A 25,437-nucleotide genomic window follows, 5' to 3' on the forward strand; every position below is an offset into this window, starting at 1 on the left:
TCCCCGTAATTCCTGCTAAAAAAAGGCGCCTATTGAAATAGACGCCTTCTAAATTTAAAGGACTTTACTTAAAAATGACTGTGTTCGTTCATGCTGTGGATTGGAAAATAGCTCATTCGGTACGTTTTCTTCCACGATATAGCCATTATCCATAAAAATGACACGGTCGCCGACTTCACGAGCAAAGCCCATTTCATGTGTTACGACAATCATCGTCATGCCTTCTTTTGCAAGCTGCTTCATAACTTCAAGTACTTCTCCAACCATCTCAGGATCTAGTGCAGACGTCGGTTCATCAAACAACATAATTTTCGGCTCCATTGCTAATGCTCTAGCGATAGCAACACGTTGTTTTTGACCTCCTGAAAGTGAATCTGGATAGGCAGAAGCTTTATCAGACAAGCCTACCTTTGCTAAAAGTTCCTTTGCTTTTTTTTCAGCATCCTCTTTTTTCATTCCTTTAACATTGATCGGAGCAAGCGTAATGTTTTGCAAAATTGTTTTATGAGGAAATAAATTAAAATGCTGAAAAACCATTCCAACGTTTTTTCGAATTTCATTAATATCTGTCTTTTTATCCGTTAAGTCTTTTCCAGTTACAACTACTTGGCCACCAGAAACTGATTCAAGTAAATTTAAACAACGAATAAAAGTAGACTTTCCAGATCCTGAAGGGCCAATAACCACTACTACTTCCTGAGGCTTAACTTCAAGTGATATATCTTTTAATACTTCGTTATTCCCAAAAGATTTCTTTAAATGTTTTACGGAGATCATTCGGTCTTCAGTCTCCTTTCAATTCGATCCATTAAGTAAGTAAGTGATAACGTTAATACTAAATAAATGAGGGAAACAAAAATATAAGGCTCCCACACCCTCATATATTGTGAACCAGCAACGCGTCCCCAATACATTAATTCAGGTGCAGCAATGATAGCCGCAAGTGACGTTTCTTTTAATAACGTAATAAATTCATTTCCAAGCGGTGGAATCATCCGTTTAATTGCCTGTGGCAAAATAACATGCCTCATTGCTTGAGCATGCGTCATTCCAAGAGAACGAGCTGCTTCTGTTTGTCCTTTATCAATGGACTGAATTCCCGCACGAAATATTTCAGAAATATAAGCTGCTGAATTTAAAGCTAAGGCGATAATAGCCGAAACGATTGGATTGGCCGGAGCCATAAAAAGTGGAACAATGGCAAAATGCATTAAGAGTATTTGTACGAGGAATGGTGTACCTCTAAAAAAGTTAATATACCAGACAAAAGGAAAGCGAATGAATGATTTGTCTGACATTTTCCCTAATCCGATGATCAATCCTAATATAAGACCTAAAGAAATACCGGCAATTGTAAACCCAAGGGTTAATAATGTTCCTTTAATAAATAACGGTAAATAATCAATAATGATATCAAATCGAATATTTCCCATGATGGCAGCTCCTCCCTTCTACATAAAAATTTTTTCCGATTGTTCATCTCATGAAAAGCGGCTGTCTACTGGCAAAGAGCCTGAGACAGCCACTACATTAATAATAGAATCTTATTTCTATTTAATCAATCTTCTTTTAAAGTCTCAATATAATTTTTTGCACCTTTTAAAGACTCAAGATCTGGTTCTTCATTAAACCACTTTTTGTATAGTTCCGTATACTTTCCATTATCGAACAATGTGTTTAATGCTTTATCAAAATCTTCTTTATAAGGGCTCCCCTTTTGGAAAGCAATCCCGTAGTATTCAGGCTTGAAGCGTTCTTTATCTTCGACTGACTGGATGTTGCTATCAGGATTTTGTTTGATATACTCCTCTGCAACTGGCTTGTCTGTTACGGCCGCATCCACACTTCCGCTTAATAAAGCTTGGAACATTAGACCTGAAGATTCATATTTAGAAATATTTTTGGAGTTTTGGCCTACAACTGATTCAGCTGCCTCAGCACCAGTTGTTCCGTTTTGAACTCCAACCTTTAGATTTTTCAAGTCCTCGGCATTTTTAATTTCTACATTATCCTTAAATAAAATTAAGAATCCTTCAGATTCATAATAAGGAATGGAAAAATCATATGATTCCAAACGATCTTTTTTAATCGTAATTCCTGACATGCCGATGTCTAGATCTTTCGTATCGAGTCCCGCTAGCATTGAATCCCAGCCTGTATTTTTCATGTCAATTTTATACCCTGCTTCTTCACCAAGAGCATGGATCAATTCAACATCAAATCCCGTAAGTTCTCCCTTTTCAACTAATTCAAAAGGAGGAAATGTAGCTTCAGTCCCTACATGTAGTACTTTCTTTTCATTATCCTTACTTCCATTTTTATTAGAATCGTCTTGCGATGTACCGCATGCTGCTAACAATAATGCAGAACTAGCGGCAAGCGCAAATAATGTTTTTTTGAATGAAACTTTCATCCTGCCAACCCCTTGTAATGTATTCAATATAAGTATAATAGCTTGTATTTTACTTGTTTACAAGTCCTTTTTATATTTTTATTTATATTACTTGCATATTTATTCATAAACATTAACTTAAAGGCGTCTCTTCACTCTACAGATCACGGCTTTTATTCAACGATTGAAATAGTTTCCAAATAATGATCAAATAGAGAAAATAGCCTATGAACGAGGAACTATGATTCCATGTATTAGCATGGCTGAAAAATCCAAATTTTTCCGAAATCATTTCACCTAACGGTACGAGAAAACAAATCATTAATATGACTATTAATCTTTCTATCTTGTTTATTTTCTTCATTAAAAGTAAATAAAGCCATGTCATAAATGGAAGGATGAAAAATGTAAAGCCAATATTTACTGAAAAGACTTCCGGGAATGGACGAATCGGAAACTCATAATAACCATTGCTAACATAATAGAAGTCTAAAAAAGTTCCCAGCAAAGCAGCTATTGCAATCGTAACAAAATATGGGCTATGTCTATTTAAATATGATAGTTTTCGCCATTGCCGCGAGTTCGAGCTTTTCCAATGCTTCACAATAGTCACCTTCAATTTCTCCTTTGATTTTCTTTTCATCTTTTACTAAATAACGGATTACATCTGAATGAACAAACCAATCTCCTATTTCTGCAGCAGGATGTTTAACATTACTCCAAGCATTTCTCAATATGGGACTATATAATTTTGCCTCCCCTTTTTTCACGTTGCATTCTTTTAGACGACGTGAAAACCTACCAGGTATCCCTTCATTAATATCATTAAACACATCTTTCCAATAATCTTTTCGAGAACCAGTATGGGGGTTGGAAAGAGCCCAATGAAAAATTCTTTCAAACTGATCCCCACTATGAAAAAGGATATAATATAACCTTTTACCAAGCATAATTCTCTCGTGCAAGGAGTCAAACTGATGAAGGGTCTGCCCCAACAGGGTAATTCTTTTCCCATTATTAAAAGGAAATAGAATATGATTAAAGGACAAAATATCTTGTAAAAAAAACTGTAGAGAATTCAGAACTTTATCTTTATATTTTGGATTATGAACAATACGGTGTTCCAAATAGCTTTGTTCATTAATGACTTGAGCAATCGCAAGTACATATCGATTTTCAAATTGCCAATAATGCTCCCAATTTGCTTGCATAAAAACAGATACATTTAAATATGGCAAAAGATAAAATAGGTTTTTATTTCTTTTTCGACATTCCTCATACAATAAGAACTGTGGAAATGCATCTTGAAAAATCAACCAATTTCCACGCTCCAAAAATGAAAAAAACACGTTTTTTGTATCATCACTCATAAGCTTTGAAACAAGGTCCCCTTTCAAATCGGTCATATTCCAACCACCATTTCTTGAAACCATATGTCCTAGGAACGCCCAATGGATATCAGGGTTACTGCAAAAAAAGTCAAGATAGGCTTGAGTTCTAGTTACATTATTTACATTCCAGCGAGCGGTTTGTGAACGAATGTTTTTGAGGATTTGCTTTTCTTCCATAGTTAGAAACATCTCGTTTATCGGAATCTTTCTTTGCATTTTTATTAAATCAGACTTTAAAATAGTTAATTCTTTCGGGAGTTTACCCATTTTCTTTTGTTTTTTCCGAAATAAAATGATTGATCACCCCCATAAAGAATCCTTTATTTTATTGAGGAATATGTATATGGATATAAACCTAAAGGAGAGTTGTTATTGTGAAAAAGCATCATGTAAACCAACATATGAGAAGCATTATAGATACACTTCAAAATGACCAATTAGCTGATGGCTCTTGGGATTATGCTTTTGATACCGGAATATCAACTGATGCTTACATGATTATTTTATTAAGAACGTTAGGAATAAATGATGAAGAGTTAATATTGGAATTAACCGAGAGAATTTTAAGTAAGCAAGAAAAAAATGGGTCATGGAAGTTATTTTACGATGAGGAAGAAGGAAATGTTACCCCGGCAGTTGAAGCCTATTATTCACTTCTTTATTCAGGCTATTATAAAAAAAATGATGAACAGCTCATGAAGGCTAGAAAGTATATATTAGATCATGGCGGTATCGAAAAGGCACATATGTTTACGAAAATCATGCTTGCATTAACCGGACAAACTCCGCAAAGCATCCACTTTCCAGTACCGGTAGAGTTCATTCTTTTACCTCAGTCCTTTCCAATTAATTTTTTTGATATTTCTTCTTTTGGAAGAGCAAATTTAGCTCCGCTAATGATTGTAGCAGCAAAAAAATTTAGTAAAAAAACAAAAAAAAGCCCAGATTTATCAGATTTATATATTTCTAGATCTGAAGACTTTTTCAATTGGACAGAAACTCGAGATTCAAGAAACATTTTTTTAACGATTGAACAAGGGATTAAAAGTATAATTGGCCTGCCACAACACATTCACTCATTGGCCATTCAACGGGCAAAGCAATATATGCTTGATCGTATAGAACCAGATGGCACTTTTTATAGCTATTTCAGTGCTACTTTTTTAATGATTTTCGCTTTACTATCTTTAGGACATTCACGGAAGGATCCCATAATCGTGAATGCCGTCAAAGGCTTAAAAGCAATGAAATGTAAAATTGACGGGCATACACATATGCAATATACGACTGCGAATGTTTGGAATACATCCTTAATCAGCTTTACACTTCAAAAAGCTGGAATTTCTCCCGATGATCCAATGGTAAAAAAAGCAAATGATTATTTACTTAGTAGACAACAACATAAGTACGGGGATTGGGCGGTTCACGCACCCGGGGTCCCACCCGGTGGCTGGGGATTTTCAGATATTAACACGTTAGAGCCCGATGTGGATGATACGACCGCATCGCTAAGAGCCATTTCCCCACTCGTACAACAAGATACCCGATACCGTGATTCCTGGGATAAAGGCGTATATTGGGTAACTTCCATGCAAAATTCAGATGGTGGCTGGCCTGCATTTGAAAGAAATGTCGACAAAAAAATATTTAATTTGTTGCCTATAGAAGGAGCAAGGTTTTTACTAGGGGATCCAAGCAGTGCAGACTTAACTGGCAGGACACTTGAATTTCTTGGGCACTATACGAATCTACCAAAAAACACAAAAATGATGGATAGAGGGAAAGACTGGATTATTAAAGATCAAAAAAAAGATGGATCATGGTATGGTCGTTGGGGAATTTGTTATATTTACGGAACATGGGCTGCAATTACGGGACTCATGGCATGTGGTGGGGACCTGAAAGACGCCAACATTCAAAAAGCCATTAAATGGTTGCAGGACATTCAAAATAAAGATGGCGGATGGGGCGAATCGTGTAAAAGTGATATCAACCATATGTATCTTCCTCTTGGAGCGAGTAATATCACCCAAACCGCTTGGGCAGTTGATTCATTAATTGCAGTACATGAAAAGCCTACTCCAGAAATCCAAGCTGGAATTGAGTATTTAAAGGCTGCCATTTATAAGGATGACTGGACTGTCGATTACCCGGTCGGTCAAGGAATGGGAGACGCATTTTACATTCGTTATCATAGCTATAAATATATTTTTCCTTTATTGGCTTTGGCCAATTATGATAGGAAGTATTGATTTGAAACAGAAACCACGCAATTGAGATCTGAAGCGGGAAAATAGTTATGTTTATCCACATGGAATATTCAAAGTGACCTTGACCATGCAAAAAGCGATGGAGTTGTCCGATTGAAGCGTTCAAAGTCCCCATAATCACTAAAAAAGCAGCGGAACTGTCCTATTAAAGCGGTTAAAGTGCCAGTGGTCATGCATTAATCTCTGGAGCTGTCCGATTGAAGTGTTAATAAAATCATAATCTTATACACATAAAATAAAAAGTACAAAAGCAGCAAGTGGAAAAATTCCCACTTGCTATTTCTTTTGATATATTTTTTCTCTGTCCTTAAACTAGATCAATCAACAGGACATGCGATTCCCACTTTTCATCAACATGTATTGAGATTCCATTTGTCATTAGCTCTTCACCAGAGTATACTTCTACACTATTTGCATCAATATTTTTCAAACGTTAATCGGCATTTTTATTAAGTCCGAAAAACTTAAAGTTTCTCGTCTTATCATTGTCATCCATACAAAAAATGAAAACGATACTTTTATCCCTATCCGGCATGACGTACTGATATGCACTCCATAAATCTCCGTCTACTCCATTATTCATAGTTTGTCCTGATAATCTATATAAATCGGCATTTAAAATAAATGGAAAGACTTTCTCTTTATAAAATTGAATATCTTTTTTTAGCTTTTTGATAACATCTTTATTGTAAGTGGACAAGGGATGGGAAAGTCCGAAGCGATGAACCATACCGGCTCGCACATGAAAATCTAATTGTTTTTTAGTACATAATTCCAAGTCAAGTGGCGGAAAATGATACCCTCCTTCATTTTTTTCCCTTGATTTGGACCACATCCAGTGTAATATATTGGACGATGCTAGTAATATAGATGAAGCCCAAAACGACTGGAATTTATGAAAAGAATAATCCGGATCACTTAGAAAATTTAAATGGGTTTGTTTCATAATTCCTAAATCTGTACGTAGACCACCTGATGAGCAGTTTTCCAAAATGATGTTTGGATGTTTTTCACGAATACGACTAAGAACTTGATAATATCCATTATAATGTTCGAGCAGCCCGTCGCCAGAATCATGACCGTGATCACAACGATTACAACCCGCTCCCGGATTTAGATTAAAATCCAACTTAATCCAATCACACCCATAATCAGTGATGATTGGATCGAGAATTGTAAATGCCCATTCCTGTGCTTCCCGATTACCATAGCAAATATACCCCAAGTCCTCATCGTCCCGCATTGCCGGAAGTGATGGATGTGTCTCCCTTATTCTTGCCAGTTTCCCTAGTCCCTCTATTTCGCACCAAAATCCAAACTTCATTCCTTTATCATGAACATAATTGGCTAAAGCTTTAATTCCTGATGGAAATCTTGACGTATTGACTAGTTCCCAGTCTCCACGCCAATCAAACCAATGACTCTCTGAATCACTTGGACCGAACCAGCCTGCATCTAACGTACAAACATCAATACCGATTTCCTTAGCCACATCCACATTCGCCTTAAACACTGCTTCATTTATATCTAAGTCCTCATACTTCCACCAATGATTCCATTCTACAAGTGGGTCTTCTAATAACTCATTTTTAGGATATATAAAATGTTTTCCATAAGAAGATAATTCATTAGATAATATGTTCATATCTTTAGAAGCTGTTTTAGCAACAAGCACATGGATACTTTCTAGTTTTTCCTGTGGCCCTACCGTTTTTGATAATTCCCAGTTGGAAAGACCTCCACTTATAGTCAAAACATCTACATTCGGCTCAAATCGCAAAATCCAGTTTCCTGACCAAGCTACTGTATATAAAGATAATTTTTCCTTACCCTCTAGTAATACAAATGGGTGGATAGCTTCGGAGGAACGCCCTGCCCTAGATTCCAGAATGAGCGGCTTTGTAAGCTCATTATTAACTGGATGATACTCATTTCCCCAGCCACTTTTAAAATACTTAATATTTTTTTGGGAAAAAGGTATTTGATCATATATCGTATCGATTCTTTCAATAATAAGGTATTCGTTTGAAGTGTTTTCGATAACTAGCCAACGTTCTTCCACACTTTTGAACTTTTTTATATGATAATGAACTGTGAACTCCTTGCCGATAAATTTTGTTACCTCATTAATACTTCCATCAGAATGATGAACCTGCTGCGAAGTTTGTATAAAAGCTTCTACTGTGAACCATTTTCCATTACATAAAATCCCAAAGGTCATATTATCACCACATTTATTAGATTAATAGAATGAATTTTATTATATAAAAGAACTTTTAAGTATATTTTAAAAATCTCTTACATCCACAACAGCCACGAGTTCATTAAAATCATCACTATGAATAACTTGAATAAGTTTCTTGGCGGTATTTTCCGGCGAACTTAGCATGCCTTGTTTTTTATACTCTACAAAGCGATCTATCAATTCAAAATCTTCCTTATCGCTTTCTCGAATCCTACCTTGCATGCCTGTATCTATAATTCCAGGGGCAATGGAAATGATCTTGACTCCATTTGGCACACTTTTTTGTTCCTCGGAAACGACTCGCGTATAATGATCAAGTCCTGCCTTTCCAGCGCAGTAACTGCTCCAACCCGAATATGGATTTCTACCTGCACCTGAAGAAATATTGATGACTTTTTTGGGAATCTGGTAACTATGTAATTGTTTAATAAATGCTGATGTTAATATCATTGGAGCAGTTAAATTAACGGCGATGCTCTTTATAATAGCACCTGAGTCATTATCTTCTGTTCGCCCTATCGGGTCGATCACTCCGGCATTATTTATTAAAGTAAGGGATTGGGGCTGCTCGGACATATGACGAATCATTTCTTCCATTAATCCCTCTAAACCGGAATTATTAGCCAAGTCGTATTCAAGAAAAACCAGCTTACTGTTTCTTTCATTCGCAAGATGAATGAGATCTTCACTTTTCGTCCGCGCTACACATACAATCAAGTTATTTTCTTGCAACAACTCCTTGCATAATGCGTGACCGATGCCTTTTGAAGCACCCGTAATAAAATAAACGTGCATACACTTCTCTCCTATTCAACAGATTTTTTCTCCAAAACTGTCGTATCCCAATTTATTATGGATTCTAGAAAAATGGATATGAGTACACCCATAATGAACCCGTTGCTTATAAGAGGCTGAATTACAGGGGGAAAATTACTAAACAGTTCAGTTCCAACCGTCATTAAACAAACACCAATGAGAATAGGTGCAGCAATTCGATGAATCGTAATGGAATTAAATGAGTAACCACCCAAGCTTTTTAATGAAGTTCCAAAAAGCTGAAGGTATGCTACGAAAAGAACTGCATTCCCAACGGTTATCGGTAGTGTAGCAAGTAGTAAAGAAAAGTACGGGAGGATTCCAAGTAAGGAAATAAGCGCCCCGCCAACAATAAAAGGTTTTCTCCTAAAAATTTGCGTACTTTCCAAAAATCCGATAGATGATGCAAATGGAGCATATGAAACTAGCCCAAACAAAGATGCGGCGAATGTATATAATCCTGTTAATAAATACGAATTTCTAAATTGACTCATTTTTGCTTCCTTTTTTAATAAATTGGAGGCTGCTTTTATAGAAGTAATCGTATTAATCAAATTAATTAAACACCCTAAAAAAGTAATCGCTATAATTCCAATTTCTAAATTAGGTTTTCCTAAAGGGAATAATGTAAAAAGATGAGCTGATCCCGAGCTTATCTGCTGTTCAAGTGGAAATAGAAATCGATATAGAATCCAGCCAGCAATCATTCCAATTAAAATAGAAAAGTTACCGACCATCTTACTCCCTTTTATTTTTAAAAGAGCTACAAGTATTGCAATAGAAAATGAAAATAACGTTATTGGTAAATTCAACGAGCCATCACTATTTACCTTTAACATCCCTTTAAAAAATACAAACACGAGTTGAAAGGTAAGTAAGAATAAATACACACTTAACACCATTGGGCTGAATACCTTTTGAATAAATGGAATGAGATTGCAAACAACAAGTAGAATAGTTACCGCACCGGCAAGGAGCATCCCCGTTGCAATGCCTCCTCCTACTTCAGTTAAACTTAAGCCCAGCACCGGAGCGGATAAACTTAAGTTCAATAACATTCCCCAAATGACGCCTGACGGACCTTCCATTAAAGGAAAACGATGTCCCCACAAGCCCTGTAGCATACATGCAATCCCAGTTACAATCAATGATGTTCTAAGTAATGATGCGATATCGGCAGAAGAAAGCTCAAACGCAAAGCCTATCGATACCGGCACGACGACAATATTAGCAAAAATAAAGAATAACCATTGGACAGAAGCAAATACCGTTGTTAATGAAGAAGATTGTTTACGCATGAATTCCTCTCTTTCCATTTGAGCCGCAATTTTCATTTTAACAAAAAAACAGATTAGTTTCCCCTATAAGAAACGTCCTTAAATATAAAAATATTTATAAAAATTGCTTTCTTTTTAGAAAAATATGCTAAAATAAAGATAGATATTGTGAATGTTTTCACAATATCTAAAATAAAAAACTATATTAGATTGAAGGTGGCCATGATGGAAAGAATTTGGCAAGGTTTTTGGCAATTATCTGATCCGAAAATTTGGATTGCGTCAACTATCCCGATGTTTATCGCAGCAGCTTTGTCATATGGTTACACGAAAACATTTGATTTTGGATGGTTTGTCCTTGCGTTATTAGGAATCTATCTAATTGAAATTGGAAAAAATGCTGTTAATGAATTTGTTGACTTCCAAACTGGTGTCGACCGTTTCATTACGGAAGATAAAAGAAATCCATTCAGCGGAGGCAAAAAAACAATCGTTGATGGAAAATTATCTATGAAAGAAACGAGGATTATTGCAGTTCTCACTTTGTTAGGCGCATTTATTATTGGCATCTTGATTGCGATATTGAGAGAACCTTCTATATTTTGGATAGGCATAATTGGTTTGTCTCTAGCAGTATTCTATAGCCTCCCACCGTTTAAATTAAATTATCGTGGCATGGGCGAGCTCGCTGTCGGATTAGCATTTGGACCATTAATAATGTGTGGTACATTCCTATTACTTACTGGTACATGGAATTGGGAGGTGGTAATGGCTGGTCTGCCAATTGCATTTCTTATTACAGCCATTCTCTGGATCAACCAATATCCAGATTATGAAGCTGATATAAAAGGAGGAAAGAGAAATTGGCTTGTTAGAATTGGAAAAGAAAATGGACTTATCATTTATGCACTTTTATACGGTGGTGCTTATGTAAGTTTAGCCTTACTAGCCATTTTGTTGAAGAATCCCATTTGGTTATTAGGTTTGATTAGTTTACCACTTGCCATAAAATCTATTAAAATCACTAAAAAATATATGAATGATATACCAAAACTTCTGGAAGCCAATCAAAAAACAATTCAAATTTATATGATTACCGGTATTGTTATGACAGTCGCATCCATTTTGACTTTTAACATTTAACCCAAAAAGCTTCCTATTATAAGCTAAAAATTGGATCATACTAAGATATAAGCTTCTCAATCTTTTCTTTGAAAAACGGACAAGATTTAGTTACCAGCCCTTTCAATTATGCATTCCTTTCATATCTTATTGTAAGTCTCTTATGAGAGGAGGGTTTCCATTATGGAAAATAATCGTGAAATGCGACATCATTTTAAAGGTCAGATGATACGCTTTCGCAATGGAAACGGTGATTGGAGTATCGGCAAAGTTGTAAAGGTTAGAGAGGATGGATTAGAAATATCTGAGCTTAATTCAGATTCTTATGGAGGGTACGGGTTTGGATTTTTTGGAGGTCCATTTTTCGGAGCACCATTCTTTGTTCCTTTCGGTTTTGGTTTCTTTGATTTCTTTTGGTTTTAATTATTGAAGAACGAAAAAGGCACATTCAAAGGTGGAATGCGCCTTTTTACTGTATGATTCGAAAGGGATTCGAATCCCCCATCCCTTCCCTGTCAATTCTCTAAAACTATTTTTATATATTATTTCTGTATAAATTGATTCCATTAAGTCCATTAACTCAATGTTCCAATGCGTAATTATACAAATTAATTCCGTTATTTTTATTGTTTTTAGAAATTCTGTGCAATTTTAGGCTACAAATTTTTGGAGCATTGCATTTTTTCCTAAAGCCTTAGTTAGCCTAGATGTATGATTTTACTGTGGGCTAACTTGAGCCCTTTTCATGATTGTTTTCATAAGTGTAGATAAATTGTTTTCCCTAGTTTTGGGAACATTATTCTTGAATGTATTGAATAGAAATAGGAGGGGCCTTTATGGAAAATAATCACAGTATTGTCAAATTAACTTCTTCTGAGTTAGCTTATTTATGGACCAATTATCTTGCGGATAGTATGTCAGTTTGTGTTTTTAAGCATTTCCTTGAATATATTGAAGATGATGAAATTAAATCTCTTGTCAATTATGCTTTGCAATTATCGGAAGAACATATTGATTTTATGCGCTCCCTATTCACAAAAGAAAAGATACAGAATCCACAAGGATTCTCCAATGCCGATGTTAATTTAAATGCAAGACGTTTATTTTCTGATGTTTTTTATTTAAAATATATAAAGCACATGGCAAAAGGTGGATTAGCTACCTATGGAAGAATAATACAGAATATTTTTCGTAAAGACATTCTTGACTTTTTTAACAGTTGCTTAAAAGAAACAATCGAATTGAATACAAAAGCAACTCAACTGTTATTAGAAAAGGGACTAGCCATACGCCCGCCAACAATTCCATATCCCGAAGAGGTAGAATTCGTCCATAAACAATCCTTTATTGTAGAAGGTCTTGGGAGAAGAGGATCACTCACATGTTCTGAAATAACCAATCTTTATTCAAATATACAAACTAATTTCTTAGGTACTTCTTTAGCTATTGCTTTTAGCCAAGTAACAGAATCTGAAAAAGTTCGTAAATTTTTTTTAAGAGGAAAAGATATAGCAAAAAAACATATTAAAGTATTTGGTAGTTATTTGGAGATGTGTTCTTTACCAGTTCCAATGTCTTATGACCAAGATGTGACTGAATCAAAGGAATCCCCTTTTTCTGATAAGTTAATGATGTTTCATTTTAGTCTTATGATTTATGCTGGTATTGGAAATTACGGGGTAGCTATTTCCGAATGTCAAAGAAGTGATTTGACAATAGATTATTCTCGTTTAGTGGCCGAAATTCTAAAGTATTCCGAAGATGGTGCAAACATTATGATTGCAAACGGTTGGTTGGAACAGCAACCTTTATCAGCAAATCGTAAAGATTTGGCAAAGGATTAGACCAATGTGGAGAACAGAAAAGAAGCATTGTTGTGGAGCATTGCACTTCCGGGATTCGGCCAGTATTTAAACGGGAAACTATTTAAAGGGACTGTTTTGTTGCTATTAGAAGTTATCATTAATGTACAAGCGAATTTCAATGAAATTATTATATTAAGCTTTCTCGGAGAAATTGAAGAAGGTATCATGCAAGCTAATTATCAGTGGTTAATGTTTTATCCTTGTTTATATTTTTTTGCTATGTGGGATGCTTGGAAAGATGCTGGGGAAAGAAAAGAAAAATTTACTTTTTTCCCTTTTTTGTTTACTGGGTATTTTGTTACTCTCGGATGTATTTTTTCTTCGACTTTTCGACTTGTCGGTGTTCTCTTAGGACCTGTTTGGCTTCCATTGATATGTGTGATGCCAGGATTTGTTGTTTGAATATTAATTAAAAAATATTTCTTTATAAAAAAAACTAATCGAGGTTAGAAAACGCTGTTGAATAAAAACAACGTTTTCCAATTTTGCTATTGTTGTGATATATCTGAATAGCAATGTGACACATCCAAGATATAATTGTTATCAGACTGTTGGAATCTATTATCGTTAAATCAAAATGCCCCTATAGTTCTATTATTCCTTGTCTAATTTCAAACACTGTACATATTTAAACAAAAATATGGTTATTAAAAACGATAATATGAAGACCTAGGAAATTTTCTATTTCATAACTTCAGGCATACCTATTTCACCCTGTTAATGATGATCGGGGAAAATCCTAAAGTGGTTAGTGAGAGATTGGGACATGCGAGAATAGGCATAACTCTTGATATTTACTAACCCAAATGAAGAAAAAAATGGCCGCAAGGAAGTGGTAAGCCTTCTGCAACGGTTTAGTGAAGTAATAGTGCATTAGATAATTATTCAGTAAAAAGGACGATGACTCCAAAAAAAGAAGAAGCGTCAATCCCGTAATATATAAAAGGATTAACGCTTCTTATAACTGATGATCCGAGAGGGATTCGAACCCCCGACCCCATCCCTGTCAAGGATGTATTCTCCCACTGAACTATCGGATCGTATGTAATTAATCTGGACACTTAATAATATACAATGAACTGAGGAATCAGTCAACGTATTTTTCAATATTCCTTGATTACTTGTTACAATCTCCTTAGTCCATTCTGTTTCAGCCTCCCTTTAGCCATTGGCTGTGATGATTCCATATTTCCGATTGCGGTTTGTCTTGCTATTATCTGAATCAACGTAATCGCCAAGATCAACTTCCCGCATTTATTTTTCCGGCCGAATCACACTCTATTTCGGACTCAAATCCTTGTTTTAAATGATTTGAGTCCGAATTATCTTTTATTTCATACTAAAATCTTGGAGACCGCTTCAACTCGTCCTGCGAGAGTAAGATTTTACTATGCCAACTTAAACTTCCCTTTATTTTTCGTCATAATTTGGCTTGCAACTAATAAGACAAATAGAATCATGCCTATGGTGTCAGACAATCCCTCTGGATACATGAGCATCAGTCCCGCTGCTACAGCAATAATCCGCTCAAACCAATACATTTTTCTATACCAATATCCGATGATGCCCGCACCAATTGCTAACATACCCGTGAAGGCGGTGAAAAGAACCCATATTAAATATGGTATTGTTGTATTAATCATTAATAATTCGGGTGATAGTACAAACATATAAGGTATGACGAATGCTGCAATCGCGAGTTTCGATGCATTTACTCCTGTTCGGATCGGTTCTCCCCCTGCCACTCCAGCCGCGGCAAAAGCAGCTAGTGCCACTGGTGGTGTGATGTCAGCGACAATTCCGAAGTAGAAAACGAATAGATGTGCAGATAGTGCCGGTACACCTAGTAATATAATCGCGGGTGCTGCAATCGTCGATGTAATAACGTAGTTGGCTGTTGTTGGGGATCCCATCCCCAACACGATTGATGTTATCATCGTAAAAAATAATGTTAATAACAATTGTTCATTCGCTAGTCCAACAAGCCCATTGGCTAATTTTAACCCCAGTCCTGTTTTTGTTACGACCCCTACAATAATTCCAGCGGATGCTGTTGCCGCAGCTACTGATAACGCTGTTCGAGCCCCATCGACCAATGCTTCAATCATTTTTGCAAATCCAATCCGTGTATCTTTGCGGATAGCGCTCACGACTATGGTCCCAACTATGGACCAAAGAGCAGCCCTCATAACACTTACTCCGCTCATTAAAAGAATAATTACCATTAATATAGGAATGAGAAGATAGATTTTCGATAAAACTTCTTTTCGATTTGGAAGTTGTTCTTTTGGCAATCCTTTAAGCCCAACTCTTTTCGCTTCAAAGTGAGTCATAATCCATATTCCGGAGAAATAGAGAATCGCTGGAATGGCTGCTGCTTTCGCGATATCCCAGTAGCTAATTCCTCCTATAAACTCGACCATTAAAAAGGCTGCAGCTCCCATTACAGGAGGCATGATTTGACCTCCAGTCGATGCTGCTGCTTCAACTGCTCCAGCAAATTCCCTCCTATACCCCAGTCTTTTCATCATAGGTATTGTAAAGGAACCCGATGTTACAACGTTTGCAACAGAGCTTCCACTTATTGTTCCTTGAAGGGCACTTGAAAAAATGGCTACTTTTGCAGGTCCACCGATTCTCCTTCCAGCAATAGATAACGCCAAATCATTAAAATATTGTCCAACACCTGTTTTTACAAGAAATGCTCCAAACAGCAAAAATAAGAAAATAAAAGTAGCAGATACGTATAATGGTGTTCCAAGAATTCCTTGAGATGTGAAAAACATTGTGTTGACAAGTCCTTCAAAGTTCAACCCACGATGAGCCAAAAATCCAGGCATGGATTGTCCGAAATAGGCGTATGCCATAAATAATGTGGCAATGATCGTAATTGGCAGCCCGACCGCACGTCTAGTTGCCTCTAGCGTTAATAAGATTCCAATTGTTCCGACTGTTAAATCAAGAGTTGTCAACACACCGACTCGATTAAAGATTGTTTCTAACATCAACGGCCAATAAGCTCCTACACCAACGGCAAGTAGCGCAAGTATGTAATCATACCAAGCGACTGAGTCTTTTTTTCTTGTTTTCCTACTAGCTGGAAATAAAATAAAGATGAGTGATAAGGCAAATCCTAAATGAACGGACAATAATATTTGCCTTGGTACAGTCTGGGCAATGGATGCATATAGTTGAAAAATTGAAAATGCAAGCAAGCCTAAAAAAACAATGATCCCCATCGTTCCTTTTAACTTTCTTGTTGCCGCATCTGGATCATACTTTTCTAAAATTTCCTGCTGTTGTTCAGCTGATAATGTTTCATGTTGATTGACCAACAATATTCACTCCTCTCCATAACTGCCACAAAGATAATCGCCTTACTCTTAATTTGATATGGGAACCTGGTTCCGCAATGGAGCTGAATTTTTTTCGGTGTCCATCCACCATTAATATATGGTCCCCCACTACTTGGGCAACACGCATATCTATTGAAGTAAAATCCCTTTTCATATTACGAATTGTATATTTCCCGTCCTTCATTTCGAAAATTTCACCTTTCTCCGCGTTGGAAGGCATACCAATTGACATATCTTCATACATTAATTCAATTTGGCGTATTTGATTATTTTTTAAAATGGTATATGTCTCCTTCACATCGGATAGATGAATGGAATGAGTATATAGAATGTGAAAGATTTTGTTAGATTTATGTAATGGAAAATAGGCGAGGACCTTTCCAGAGTTTCCTTTTTCTAAGCATAAGGACTTTTGAAAGGGTATGCAAAAAAGCAAAAAAATTATATTGGCGAAAAGAATTATTTTTACGTATCTCACAATGTAATCTCCAAATTTAACATGTGGTTCCCTAAAACAATGAAAGTAGAAAGAATAGACCGGATGGTTAGAAACGGTCTATTCCTATATTCCACCTTATTATTTTGCTGAAACACCATTTTCATCAAAATATTTTTTAGCACCAGGATGGAGTTCAATGCCCATACCATTCAGTGCATTTTCAGTTTTAATCAGCTTACCTTTTGCATGACCGATTTTATCTGTATTTTCGAAAATTGCTTTTGTAATATCGTACACTAAATCATCGCTCAAATCACTGCGAACAACAAGCATTGCCTGAACCGCAACTGTTTCAATATCGGCTTTTGAACCATATGTTCCTTCTGCAATTGTATCTTTGGCATAATATGGATACTTTTCAATTAACGCATCGATCTTATCCCCATCTAGCGGGATGATGACTACATCTTCAGTAGCAGCCAATCCTTCAACTGCACCTGTTGGAGTTCCAGCCGTTATAAAGGCAGCGTCAATCGTTCCATCTTGAATACCTGTAGTAGAATCGTCAAAGGACAAATTACGTGCTTTCACATCATCCACTGTCATTCCATACATTTCCAAGATTTGTTCGGCATTTGCCCTCGTACCAGAACCCGCTTCACCAACGGAAACTGATTTTCCTTTTAAATCTTCCACAGATTTAATTCCTGTATTTGCAGTTGTAACAATTTGAATGGTTTCTGGGTACAACGTTCCAAGCCCTCTTACATTCTCCACCTTGTCTCCATTAAACATCATCGTACCTTCACTTGCGTATGTAGCGATATCCGTTTGTGTAAAGGCAACCTCTACTTCTTCCTTCTTAATAAGCGCCATATTTTCTGCAGACGCATTGGATGTTACCGCATTGGAATCAATTCCAGTTGCATCTTGAATAAAACTCGCAAAATTACCTCCAAGAGGATAATACGTACCTCCCGTACCGCCAGTGGCGATACTTAAGAATTTAATCCCGTAATCCTTTTTTCCTTCATCTGTGTTTTCTGCACCTTTATTTCCACCAGTATTATTTTTTTCGCCTTCTTTATCACTGCTCCCACAACCGGTTAAGAAGATGGACAATATGATCAATAGTGCCGCGCCCATAAAAAGACTTTTCCTTTTCATATGTTCTCCTCCTTTAATGTTATTTCTGTTCACAATTCTATCATATATTTCTTTTAAATGAACAAAAAACGCCTATTTCAAGACTTTATACCTATATCAAGAACAATACGTGCATCTTTTACCATGACTTAATGACATCTGTGTTAATATATTTACCAATAAAGTTTTATAGGGAGGAATGTGAATGTCATTCCCGCAAGGAACTATTCATGACATTGATTTTAAAAGCAATGAACTTGATGAAACATTATCGTTATTAGTATATTTACCCGCAACCTTTTCACCGCTTTACAATTATTCCTTACTTATAGTCCAGGATGGTAAAGATTATTTTCAAATGGGTCGTTTGGCCCGATATGCTGATGAACTGATTGCCGAAAAGAAAATGGAAAATATTATTATTGTTGGGGCACATTATAGAAGTGTCACGGATAGAAGAAATAAATATCACCCAGCTGGTGAACAAAACCAAGCATATATTCGATTTTTATCTCACGAACTTGTGCCTTGGATCGACAAGGAGTATCCAACGACGGGAATGGGTAAAGGTAGAACACTTATGGGAGATAGCTTGGCGGGAACAGTATCGTTAATGGCGGCATTAAAATACCCAAATATATTTGGGCGTGTTATTTTACATTCACCTTTTGTAAATGATACTGTACTAAAGGCTGTTGAAAATCACCAAACCACCTCGCATCTTGACATTTACCATGTTATTGGGAAAGAGGAAACAGTTGTCAAAGTATCGAAAAATCGTGACTTTTTGACACCAAATAGGGAACTTCATGAGCTATTCAAGGAAAAGGGATATAATACTTTTTATGATGAGTTTGATGGAGGACATTCTTGGAAATATTGGCAGCCCGATGTTAAAAGAGCATTGCTGAAAATGTTTTCTTAATTTTTTTGTCACAAAATAAACTACTTGCATCCTATATAAAGTTTTTCAAATATTTGATATAGTGGTATTGAATGTTATAATTGCCAAAACATAACATTAGTAAGAAAAAAGGAGGCAAAGAAAATGAAATACGGCATCGTTATTTTCCCATCCAAAAAATTACAAGATTTGGCAAACTCTTATCGAAAACGGTATGATCCCCACTATGCTTTGATTCCACCGCATTTAACTTTAAAAGCGGCTTTTAATACTGATTTGGATGCCGATAAATTGACTGATAAACTTGAAGAAATCGCTAAAAAGTATGAACCATTCAATTTAAAAGTCCATAAAGTAAGCTCATTCCAACCTATCACGAATACAATCTATTTTAAAGCCGAGAATCACAACGAATTAAAGGGACTTCATGAAGATTGTTATGAGCAGCTCCCAGGCGGAAAACCTGAACATCCTTTTGTTCCTCATGTAACGATTGCTCAAAAATTATCGAATGATGAGCATTCAGATGTATATGGTTCCTTACGTATGCTTGGAATCAATCATGAAGAAATCATTGACCGCTTCCATTTAGTCTATCAATTAGAAAATGACTCATGGACAGTGTATGAAACATTTCGATTAGGAAGGGATCCTCAGTAAACATGATAGTAGTCAAAGCCAATACGGAAGCTCAGCTTCAAGATGCTTTTAACATAAGAAAAACAGTATTTGTAGAAGAACAAAAAGTACCTATTGAACTTGAGATAGATGAATTTGAAAATAACTCCGACCATTTTGTCCTTTACTCTAAAGACACGCCAGTCGGAGCCGGTAGATTTAGGCTGTTGGAAGGAAAAGGAAAATTGGAACGCATTTGTGTATTATCGGACCAACGTGGGACTGGAGCAGGAAAAAAATTAATGAATGAAATTGAACATTACGCAAAAAAAAGCGGCATTAATGTGCTGAAACTTAATGCACAAACTTATGCGATTCCGTTTTATGAGAAATTGGGATATAGTGTCGTTTCAGAAGAGTTTCTAGATGCAGGCATCCCACATAAAACAATGGAAAAAAATATTACGTAAGAACAAGCCTTGGTCCGTAAATAATTATGACCGAGGCTTTAGCTTTAGCGAAAGTTGATGGTCTTTGATTGAAACGGACATGAAACCATCATCAATCAAAGAAGAAATATAGGCAGTAAAGGAAGTTCTATACAAAAGCCATGACCCGATATTTGCCGGGGTTAACACATATTGATTAAACAATATTGTTTGCAGTTGATTCATCGGGATTCCATTCTCTGCATCTTTTAAACTCGTCAATAAAAAAGATATTATATTTTCATGACATTCAATATTCGCTTGAATTGTCTTTTGGAACTCTACCTCATACTCCCCATGCCCAGGTAAAGCACCCTTGCACGGGATATCACTAATTTTTTTCAACGTCCCTATCGTTGCCTTGGCATCGACGATAAAAGGGACCTTGTGCTTATCCAATACATCTTTCCCAAAATATGAATCCGCGGCAAATAAGATTTCATCAAATAATATTCCAATTTGTCCATAACTATGACCCGGAAAAGAAAGCACCTCAAATGAGAATGGACCAATTTTCTGTACCCCTTCATTTAAAAAATCAGAAATATTGGCAGCTTCTCCCTCTAAAAATTTATTTCTCAATTCCTTAATAGGCATTGCCCCATTCCATAAGTATATTGGCTCAAGGATTGGATTTTGAACAAACGAGGATTCTATTTTCGAAGTGAAAAGCTCCACGTCCCGTTCTTTTTGTAAATATGCTGCTCCCCCGTAATGATCTACATGACCATGGGTAATAATGCAAAAATCGAGAGGAAGTTGGTTCTCATTCAGAGTTCTTATTATTTTTTTTGCAGCCCCTTTATCCAACCCGCAGTCGATCAGTAAGCCTTTTCCATCTTTTGTAATATAACCAATGTTTACATGGCCTTTTATATAGAAACAATAATCAGATATTTTCTCCAACATAAAAAAGACATTCCTTTCAAATATGTTTTTATACATATTCGCTGAAATGTCTTCCTTTTCCTGTTAATTTCTCAATTGTCATTGCTGTATTTTCGTTCAGAACGTTATTATAGAATGAATTTGTGTTCAAGTTTACCTTTTGGACTGTAGTAATCGGGTACGGGTCAACTTTTTCTCCCTTCGCTCTGACCCTATCATGATATTGCACATATTGATATTGTGTCATTGGGGCAATATAGCCCATTTTCCTCACCCCTTTTTTAAACAATTCCCTTTTATATAAGTTATAAACCTTAATACAAAAAAATAACTGCTCTGGAATTGTTTGAGTGCCAGGCACTCAAACAATTCCAAAACAATTCAGAATACTTGGATCAGGTATAGCTATTTTCTATTATCCATATTTATTTATTATTTATCATTTTACTGATTGAACCTAAGTCAAGTTTATTTCCATCTTGGATAATGGTTTGCACCATTTTATCTTCAAGTTCCTTCGGGACAGGTTTATTAGCCAACTCGGATACTCTCTTAATGATTCCTCTTACAGTTTTTTCATCTTTGAAATTAGCATTTTGCAGCGAATTTGCTAATGCAAAGACATCATTCATGTTAACTCCCGTTTTCTTTTCAATGTTTTTAAAAAATTGATTTTCCATTACTAGCCGCTCCCTCCCTTTCATCTTTATATGATATGTAGGTATATATCAATAAGTGAAATGGAGAATAAAAAAAGACGGAATACCCATATTAAAGTATTCCATCTTTTTACGTTTTTACATTAGCAAAAGCTAGCTCCTACAATGATTAGCAAGATGAACAGTACAACAATCAATACAAATGCACTTCCACCACCAAAGCCGCCTGCGTAGCCGCCGTAACCACAGCCACCATAACCTCCAAAACCGCCATATCCAAACATACACTTTCACCTCACTTTAGTTGTATCCCTAATAATTTATGTGGTAAAAGGGTAATCTGTATGGGCATTTACAGCGTAATCTAAACTTTAGCACCGATTAGCCTTTTGGTTTAAACACAAGAGCTCCGATAAAACCAAAAATAATGGCGGCTGATATTCCTGAAGAAGTTACTTCGAACATACCTGTCATCACACCTACAATTCCATGTTTCTCTGCTTCCAACATGGCTCCATTCACAAGCGCATTCCCAAAACTAGTAATCGGAATCGTCGCACCCGCTCCAGCAAAATCAATCAGTGGTTCATAAAGCCCAAATCCGGCCAAAACAGCACCCATACAAACTAAAATGCTTAAAGTGTGCGCTGGTGTTAATTTTGCAGCATCAAACATTAGTTGTCCGATCACACAAATTAAGCCACCAATAATAAATGCCCACAAAAACATGGCTAGCATACACTTCACCCTCCTATATAAAATGCTTAACTGTATTCAATTGCTACTGCGTGAGCAATACATGGAATGCTTTCTTTTTGTTGAAAGGATAATGGGGATAATAAAGCGCCTGTTGCTACTACTAAAATTCGCTTGTAAACTCCTTTTGCCATTTGATTTAGTAAATGGCCGTACATGACTGTTGCCGAACATCCGGGACCACTTGCACCAGCAAATACTTCTTGTTCCGGACTATATAGAAGGAGGCCGCAGTCTTGGAATAAGTGTTCGTCGATAGACAATCCCTTTTCATTAAATAGTTCCAATGCAGTATTTCTTCCAATTTCTGCAAGATCCCCTGTAATAATTAAATCATAATAGGATGGATCAATTTTCAAATCAAATAAATGACGCTGGATAGTATCGACGGCTGCGGGTGCCATTGCTCCACCCATATTAAATGGGTCTTTGAGTCCTAAATCAATTACCTTTCCAATAGTGGCGGAGATTACCCTCGGATGTGGATGTTGTAGATTTTCGTTCACACTAACCAACGCTACACCTGCTCCAGTAGCTGTCCATTGTGCAGTAGGTGGTTTTTGTCCTCCGTACTCAGTTGGATAGCGAAATTGCTTTTCTGCAGAAGCATTATGACTTGCCGCACCAGTTAGAATGCGCTTTGCCCCTCCATTATTTATGATCATCGCTGCCAGGGCAAGACCTTGAGTTGACACAGCACATGCACTGAATAAGCCTAGATGGGGAATTTGGTTTGTTCTTGCCGCAAAACTGGTAGGAGTAATTTGGTTGATTAAATCACCTGCGAGAAAAAATTGAATTGCATCTTCTTTAACTCCTTTTTTCCTTAGTGCGATTTGTACCGCATCCTCCAATAGAACCCGCTGTGCTTTTTCATATGAATCCTGGCCCATCCATAGGTCATCGTGAAATTTATCAAAATCATTTGCTACTCTACATTCCTTTTCAAAAGGGCCACCCACCACTCCTGTAGAAAGAATGACAGGTTGATTTTGAAAAACCCATGATTGCGAGCCCTGAAGCATTAGAATCCCCCCCACTGTAGGAATATAGTTTTAATAAGTGCTACTACAAAAGCTGAAAATACCCCAAATACAATAACTGAGCCGGCAAGTTTAAATATATTTCCTCCTACCCCTAATACAAAGCCCTCTGTTCGGTGCTCAATCGCTGAAGAAATGACCGCATTACCGAATCCTGTTACAGGTACGGCACTTCCCGCTCCCGCAAATTGCCCAAGCCTGTCATACACCCCGAACCCTGTTAAGAGCATCGCAATAAAAACCATCGTGGCGACGGTAGGGTTTCCAGCAGTTTTTTCAGTAAAATCAAAGTAATAAATATAAACATAAGTAATCGCCTGGCCAATTAAGCAAATCGTTCCGCCAACGAAAAAAGCACGAATACAATTTTTAAAAATCGGTCTTTTCAGTTCATGCTTTTTTTGCATTTGATCATACTGAATTTGTTCAGGAGTTTTCGTTTTACTTTTTTGAGCCATATTATGTCATTTCCTTTTTTAATTTAATAATTTTATTTAGGCGTTTTTCCGCGTCTTTATTTGAAAGATTGTCGTATTCTATTTTCTCCTTTAACCGAATGGCTTCAAGGAAAATTTTATAGTCACTTGAAACGATGAATTTATGCTTAGGAAATTTCTTTTTTAAAGACTTAGTTAATTCTTTTTCAATTTTTTTCATGCGGAATCGTTGAAGATGCTTTACTTTATAAGAAACAAGTATATTTTTATCTCCTTCAATAATTGCAACATCATAAATTTCATCCATCTTTTTAACTTCTTTCTTCACCTGATAAGCAATAGAACTTTCCTTTTTCTTGTAATTGATTTCAATAGGGGCGGGTTGAGTTTTTTTCACTAATGATGTGTCGCTCTTTTTTTCATGAGGTTCATTCGAACATCCGCTCATGAAACATACAACACATATTATAGCGGTAACAATCATTTTTTTGACCATGGATTCCTCCCAGTTATAAGAGCATTAAGTTCATAATCGCTATACAATACAGCGAATCTGCAGGAAACTCGACACGCTGGCGTAGAAAATAAGTAAGGTTATCAATATTTTTCTCTACATTTGCTAAATTATGAATGCTAATCGTTAAAAAAGAATAGGGATGACTTCGCTTTTGAAGTCATCCCCAATTTCAAATCATTTTTCTACCCCATTTTAATAACTTCTAGGCTTTTTTGTCGGCCTTCCGCACCCACACCCGGATTTCTTCGGCTTGGTTGTTCCAATGGGTCTTGGCCTTCTAGGTGGTCTTTGCATCACAATCACTTCCTAAATTTTTGAAATCTAACCTTTTACATTTTATGAAATCCACACGTGATTTGTTTTTATAAAAGGCAAATTTAGTCTAATGTCAGCTTTTGAATAATCGTTTCAATTATGGCCGCCATTCCTGCTAAAGCAAAAATAAGGATGACAGGATCCATAATGACAGGAAAATAAAACTGGAAAATAAAAACTCCGATTGCCGTCCATACGCCTGTACACCAATAGCAACTAATCAGCTTTCCGATCCAACCACGTAATCCGCCTACACGAGGGATTAAGTATTCTTCTTTTTGCCCTAAAATATTTGTTTCTTCATATTCCATTAAAAAAGGGGCTCTTATAAAAGTAGTTATTTGGTCAAATACAATCAGTCTTGTGATACGGAATATCGCTAGACTCATCAATAAAAATTTAATCCATGTTATATCCATTTCCTTGGCTCCTAACCTGCCTATTTTCCCAAAAGGGGGCGTTTGTCCGTAACTCATTTGGCTCCTACCTAATA

Annotated in this window: 29 protein-coding genes, 1 tRNA gene and 1 pseudogene; 9 read left to right on the top strand and 22 right to left on the bottom strand. The window is 36.3% G+C overall.

The window, feature by feature from the left end:
* Positions 1-54: 54 nt before the first annotated feature.
* From NQ185_RS04635 to NQ185_RS04655, 5 genes are all read right to left on the bottom strand, one after another.
* Positions 55-777, bottom strand: a complete 723-nt coding sequence (locus tag NQ185_RS04635) for an amino acid ABC transporter ATP-binding protein (protein ID WP_257580405.1) — start codon at positions 775-777, stop codon at positions 55-57.
* Positions 774-1,433, bottom strand: coding sequence for an amino acid ABC transporter permease (locus NQ185_RS04640; protein ID WP_257580406.1), 660 nt, complete (start codon positions 1,431-1,433; stop codon positions 774-776). Before NQ185_RS04640 ends, NQ185_RS04635 begins: the two co-directional genes overlap by 4 nt.
* A gap of 125 nt (positions 1,434-1,558) precedes the next feature.
* Complete coding sequence (locus tag NQ185_RS04645; RefSeq protein WP_257580407.1) at positions 1,559-2,413, bottom strand: basic amino acid ABC transporter substrate-binding protein; 855 nt, start codon at positions 2,411-2,413, stop codon at positions 1,559-1,561.
* A gap of 136 nt (positions 2,414-2,549) precedes the next feature.
* Positions 2,550-3,005 (bottom strand): CBO0543 family protein, encoded by a 456-nt coding sequence (locus tag NQ185_RS04650; protein ID WP_257580408.1) that lies wholly within the window; start codon positions 3,003-3,005, stop codon positions 2,550-2,552.
* A complete protein-coding gene (locus tag NQ185_RS04655) occupies positions 2,938-4,050 on the bottom strand; it encodes a DUF2515 family protein (protein WP_257580409.1) in 1,113 nt (370 codons plus the stop codon). Before NQ185_RS04655 ends, NQ185_RS04650 begins: the two co-directional genes overlap by 68 nt.
* A gap of 107 nt (positions 4,051-4,157) precedes the next feature.
* Here NQ185_RS04655 and shc point away from each other — a divergent pair, with 107 nt between their 5' ends.
* Positions 4,158-6,035, top strand: a complete 1,878-nt coding sequence (gene shc / locus NQ185_RS04660) for a squalene--hopene cyclase (protein ID WP_308784464.1) — start codon at positions 4,158-4,160, stop codon at positions 6,033-6,035.
* Positions 6,036-6,360: 325 nt separating this feature from the next.
* On the opposite strand, the gene NQ185_RS04665 is transcribed toward shc, so the two are convergent.
* From NQ185_RS04665 to NQ185_RS04680, 4 genes are all read right to left on the bottom strand, one after another.
* Positions 6,361-6,483: a hypothetical protein gene (locus NQ185_RS04665; RefSeq protein WP_257580410.1), complete on the bottom strand. Its 123-nt coding sequence runs from the start codon at positions 6,481-6,483 to the stop codon at positions 6,361-6,363.
* A gap of 3 nt (positions 6,484-6,486) precedes the next feature.
* Positions 6,487-8,274: an alpha-galactosidase gene (locus NQ185_RS04670; RefSeq protein ID WP_257580411.1), complete on the bottom strand. Its 1,788-nt coding sequence runs from the start codon at positions 8,272-8,274 to the stop codon at positions 6,487-6,489.
* A 66-nt stretch (positions 8,275-8,340) separates the two neighbouring features.
* On the bottom strand, positions 8,341-9,093 hold the full coding sequence (locus NQ185_RS04675) for a (S)-benzoin forming benzil reductase (RefSeq protein WP_257580412.1): 753 nt from the start codon (positions 9,091-9,093) through the stop codon (positions 8,341-8,343).
* An 11-nt stretch (positions 9,094-9,104) separates the two neighbouring features.
* Positions 9,105-10,412: a uracil/xanthine transporter gene (locus NQ185_RS04680; RefSeq protein ID WP_257580413.1), complete on the bottom strand. Its 1,308-nt coding sequence runs from the start codon at positions 10,410-10,412 to the stop codon at positions 9,105-9,107.
* A gap of 204 nt (positions 10,413-10,616) precedes the next feature.
* Here NQ185_RS04680 and NQ185_RS04685 point away from each other — a divergent pair, with 204 nt between their 5' ends.
* The 5 genes and pseudogenes from NQ185_RS04685 to NQ185_RS04705 all read left to right on the top strand — a co-directional run.
* Complete coding sequence (locus tag NQ185_RS04685; protein WP_257580414.1) at positions 10,617-11,534, top strand: prenyltransferase; 918 nt, start codon at positions 10,617-10,619, stop codon at positions 11,532-11,534.
* Between the two features lie 162 nt (positions 11,535-11,696).
* Positions 11,697-11,936, top strand: a complete 240-nt coding sequence (locus tag NQ185_RS04690; RefSeq protein WP_257580415.1) for a hypothetical protein — start codon at positions 11,697-11,699, stop codon at positions 11,934-11,936.
* Positions 11,937-12,349: 413 nt separating this feature from the next.
* Positions 12,350-13,357 (top strand): DUF3231 family protein, encoded by a 1,008-nt coding sequence (locus NQ185_RS04695; protein WP_257580417.1) that lies wholly within the window; start codon positions 12,350-12,352, stop codon positions 13,355-13,357.
* Positions 13,358-13,363: 6 nt separating this feature from the next.
* Entirely contained in the window at positions 13,364-13,780 is a 417-nt protein-coding gene (locus NQ185_RS04700) for a hypothetical protein (RefSeq protein WP_257580418.1), read from the top strand.
* Between the two features lie 282 nt (positions 13,781-14,062).
* Positions 14,063-14,176: pseudogene (locus NQ185_RS04705) on the top strand (site-specific integrase); the annotation flags it as partial.
* Between the two features lie 170 nt (positions 14,177-14,346).
* On the opposite strand, the gene NQ185_RS04710 reads toward NQ185_RS04705, so the two are convergent.
* From NQ185_RS04710 to NQ185_RS04725, 4 genes are all read right to left on the bottom strand, one after another.
* Positions 14,347-14,418 (bottom strand) — tRNA-Val (locus NQ185_RS04710).
* Between the two features lie 348 nt (positions 14,419-14,766).
* Positions 14,767-16,713, bottom strand: coding sequence for a TRAP transporter permease (locus NQ185_RS04715; RefSeq protein ID WP_257580419.1), 1,947 nt, complete (start codon positions 16,711-16,713; stop codon positions 14,767-14,769).
* Positions 16,697-17,212 carry a DUF1850 domain-containing protein gene (locus NQ185_RS04720; RefSeq protein WP_257580420.1) on the bottom strand — a complete coding sequence of 172 codons (516 nt, stop codon included), beginning with the start codon at positions 17,210-17,212 and terminating at the stop codon, positions 16,697-16,699. Before NQ185_RS04720 ends, NQ185_RS04715 begins: the two co-directional genes overlap by 17 nt.
* Positions 17,213-17,311: 99 nt before the next feature.
* A complete protein-coding gene (locus NQ185_RS04725; protein WP_257580421.1) occupies positions 17,312-18,340 on the bottom strand; it encodes a TAXI family TRAP transporter solute-binding subunit in 1,029 nt (342 codons plus the stop codon).
* 184 nt (positions 18,341-18,524) lie between these two features.
* Here NQ185_RS04725 and NQ185_RS04730 point away from each other — a divergent pair, with 184 nt between their 5' ends.
* From NQ185_RS04730 to NQ185_RS04740, 3 genes are all read left to right on the top strand, one after another.
* Positions 18,525-19,244, top strand: a complete 720-nt coding sequence (locus NQ185_RS04730) for an alpha/beta hydrolase (RefSeq protein ID WP_257580422.1) — start codon at positions 18,525-18,527, stop codon at positions 19,242-19,244.
* Between the two features lie 123 nt (positions 19,245-19,367).
* Complete coding sequence (locus tag NQ185_RS04735) at positions 19,368-19,883, top strand: YjcG family protein (RefSeq protein ID WP_257580423.1); 516 nt, start codon at positions 19,368-19,370, stop codon at positions 19,881-19,883.
* Positions 19,884-19,885: 2 nt separating this feature from the next.
* Positions 19,886-20,311, top strand: a complete 426-nt coding sequence (locus NQ185_RS04740; RefSeq protein ID WP_257580424.1) for a GNAT family N-acetyltransferase — start codon at positions 19,886-19,888, stop codon at positions 20,309-20,311.
* A gap of 24 nt (positions 20,312-20,335) precedes the next feature.
* Here the strand turns inward: NQ185_RS04740 and NQ185_RS04745 are convergent, their stop codons facing one another.
* The 9 genes from NQ185_RS04745 to NQ185_RS04785 all read right to left on the bottom strand — a co-directional run bounded on the left by NQ185_RS04745 (position 20,336) and on the right by NQ185_RS04785 (position 25,363).
* The gene (locus NQ185_RS04745; RefSeq protein WP_257580425.1) at positions 20,336-21,238 is read right to left on the bottom strand and encodes an MBL fold metallo-hydrolase; all 903 of its coding nucleotides are present in this window, start codon (positions 21,236-21,238) and stop codon (positions 20,336-20,338) included.
* Between the two features lie 28 nt (positions 21,239-21,266).
* Positions 21,267-21,482, bottom strand: coding sequence for a hypothetical protein (locus NQ185_RS04750; protein WP_257580426.1), 216 nt, complete (start codon positions 21,480-21,482; stop codon positions 21,267-21,269).
* 160 nt (positions 21,483-21,642) lie between these two features.
* Positions 21,643-21,897, bottom strand: a complete 255-nt coding sequence (gene spoVIF / locus NQ185_RS04755) for a sporulation-specific transcription regulator SpoVIF (RefSeq protein WP_257580427.1) — start codon at positions 21,895-21,897, stop codon at positions 21,643-21,645.
* A gap of 122 nt (positions 21,898-22,019) precedes the next feature.
* The gene (locus tag NQ185_RS04760; protein WP_257580428.1) at positions 22,020-22,160 is read right to left on the bottom strand and encodes a YjcZ family sporulation protein; all 141 of its coding nucleotides are present in this window, start codon (positions 22,158-22,160) and stop codon (positions 22,020-22,022) included.
* Between the two features lie 97 nt (positions 22,161-22,257).
* Complete coding sequence (gene spoVAE, locus NQ185_RS04765; protein WP_257580429.1) at positions 22,258-22,614, bottom strand: stage V sporulation protein AE; 357 nt, start codon at positions 22,612-22,614, stop codon at positions 22,258-22,260.
* Between the two features lie 26 nt (positions 22,615-22,640).
* Entirely contained in the window at positions 22,641-23,657 is a 1,017-nt protein-coding gene (gene spoVAD / locus NQ185_RS04770; protein ID WP_257580430.1) for a stage V sporulation protein AD, read from the bottom strand.
* The gene (spoVAC, locus tag NQ185_RS04775) at positions 23,657-24,133 is read right to left on the bottom strand and encodes a stage V sporulation protein AC (RefSeq protein ID WP_257580431.1); all 477 of its coding nucleotides are present in this window, start codon (positions 24,131-24,133) and stop codon (positions 23,657-23,659) included. Before spoVAC ends, spoVAD begins: the two co-directional genes overlap by 1 nt.
* Position 24,134: 1 nt before the next feature.
* Entirely contained in the window at positions 24,135-24,608 is a 474-nt protein-coding gene (locus tag NQ185_RS04780; protein ID WP_257580432.1) for a sporulation protein, read from the bottom strand.
* 398 nt (positions 24,609-25,006) lie between these two features.
* Complete coding sequence (locus NQ185_RS04785) at positions 25,007-25,363, bottom strand: DUF1360 domain-containing protein (RefSeq protein WP_257580433.1); 357 nt, start codon at positions 25,361-25,363, stop codon at positions 25,007-25,009.
* Positions 25,364-25,437 lie beyond the last annotated feature (74 nt).

Source organism: Lederbergia panacisoli (genome assembly GCF_024626525.1).
GTDB lineage: Bacteria > Bacillota > Bacilli > Bacillales > Bacillaceae_C > Lederbergia > Lederbergia panacisoli.

Coding starts and splice junctions, on each gene's coding strand:
- NQ185_RS04635 (WP_257580405.1), bottom strand. CDS start 777: ATGATCTCCGTAAAACATTTAAAGAAATCTTTTGGGAATAACGAAGTA.
- NQ185_RS04640 (WP_257580406.1), bottom strand. CDS start 1,433: ATGGGAAATATTCGATTTGATATCATTATTGATTATTTACCGTTATTT.
- NQ185_RS04645 (WP_257580407.1), bottom strand. CDS start 2,413: ATGAAAGTTTCATTCAAAAAAACATTATTTGCGCTTGCCGCTAGTTCT.
- NQ185_RS04655 (WP_257580409.1), bottom strand. CDS start 4,050: ATGGGTAAACTCCCGAAAGAATTAACTATTTTAAAGTCTGATTTAATA.
- NQ185_RS04670 (WP_257580411.1), bottom strand. CDS start 8,274: ATGACCTTTGGGATTTTATGTAATGGAAAATGGTTCACAGTAGAAGCT.
- NQ185_RS04675 (WP_257580412.1), bottom strand. CDS start 9,093: ATGCACGTTTATTTTATTACGGGTGCTTCAAAAGGCATCGGTCACGCA.
- NQ185_RS04680 (WP_257580413.1), bottom strand. CDS start 10,412: ATGCGTAAACAATCTTCTTCATTAACAACGGTATTTGCTTCTGTCCAA.
- NQ185_RS04685 (WP_257580414.1), top strand. CDS start 10,617: ATGGAAAGAATTTGGCAAGGTTTTTGGCAATTATCTGATCCGAAAATT.
- NQ185_RS04690 (WP_257580415.1), top strand. CDS start 11,697: ATGGAAAATAATCGTGAAATGCGACATCATTTTAAAGGTCAGATGATA.
- NQ185_RS04695 (WP_257580417.1), top strand. CDS start 12,350: ATGGAAAATAATCACAGTATTGTCAAATTAACTTCTTCTGAGTTAGCT.
- NQ185_RS04725 (WP_257580421.1), bottom strand. CDS start 18,340: ATGAAAAGGAAAAGTCTTTTTATGGGCGCGGCACTATTGATCATATTG.
- NQ185_RS04730 (WP_257580422.1), top strand. CDS start 18,525: ATGTCATTCCCGCAAGGAACTATTCATGACATTGATTTTAAAAGCAAT.
- NQ185_RS04735 (WP_257580423.1), top strand. CDS start 19,368: ATGAAATACGGCATCGTTATTTTCCCATCCAAAAAATTACAAGATTTG.
- NQ185_RS04740 (WP_257580424.1), top strand. CDS start 19,886: ATGATAGTAGTCAAAGCCAATACGGAAGCTCAGCTTCAAGATGCTTTT.
- NQ185_RS04745 (WP_257580425.1), bottom strand. CDS start 21,238: ATGTTGGAGAAAATATCTGATTATTGTTTCTATATAAAAGGCCATGTA.
- NQ185_RS04750 (WP_257580426.1), bottom strand. CDS start 21,482: ATGGGCTATATTGCCCCAATGACACAATATCAATATGTGCAATATCAT.
- spoVIF (WP_257580427.1), bottom strand. CDS start 21,897: ATGGAAAATCAATTTTTTAAAAACATTGAAAAGAAAACGGGAGTTAAC.
- NQ185_RS04760 (WP_257580428.1), bottom strand. CDS start 22,160: ATGTTTGGATATGGCGGTTTTGGAGGTTATGGTGGCTGTGGTTACGGC.
- spoVAE (WP_257580429.1), bottom strand. CDS start 22,614: ATGCTAGCCATGTTTTTGTGGGCATTTATTATTGGTGGCTTAATTTGT.
- spoVAD (WP_257580430.1), bottom strand. CDS start 23,657: ATGCTTCAGGGCTCGCAATCATGGGTTTTTCAAAATCAACCTGTCATT.
- spoVAC (WP_257580431.1), bottom strand. CDS start 24,133: ATGGCTCAAAAAAGTAAAACGAAAACTCCTGAACAAATTCAGTATGAT.
- NQ185_RS04780 (WP_257580432.1), bottom strand. CDS start 24,608: ATGGTCAAAAAAATGATTGTTACCGCTATAATATGTGTTGTATGTTTC.
- NQ185_RS04785 (WP_257580433.1), bottom strand. CDS start 25,363: ATGGATATAACATGGATTAAATTTTTATTGATGAGTCTAGCGATATTC.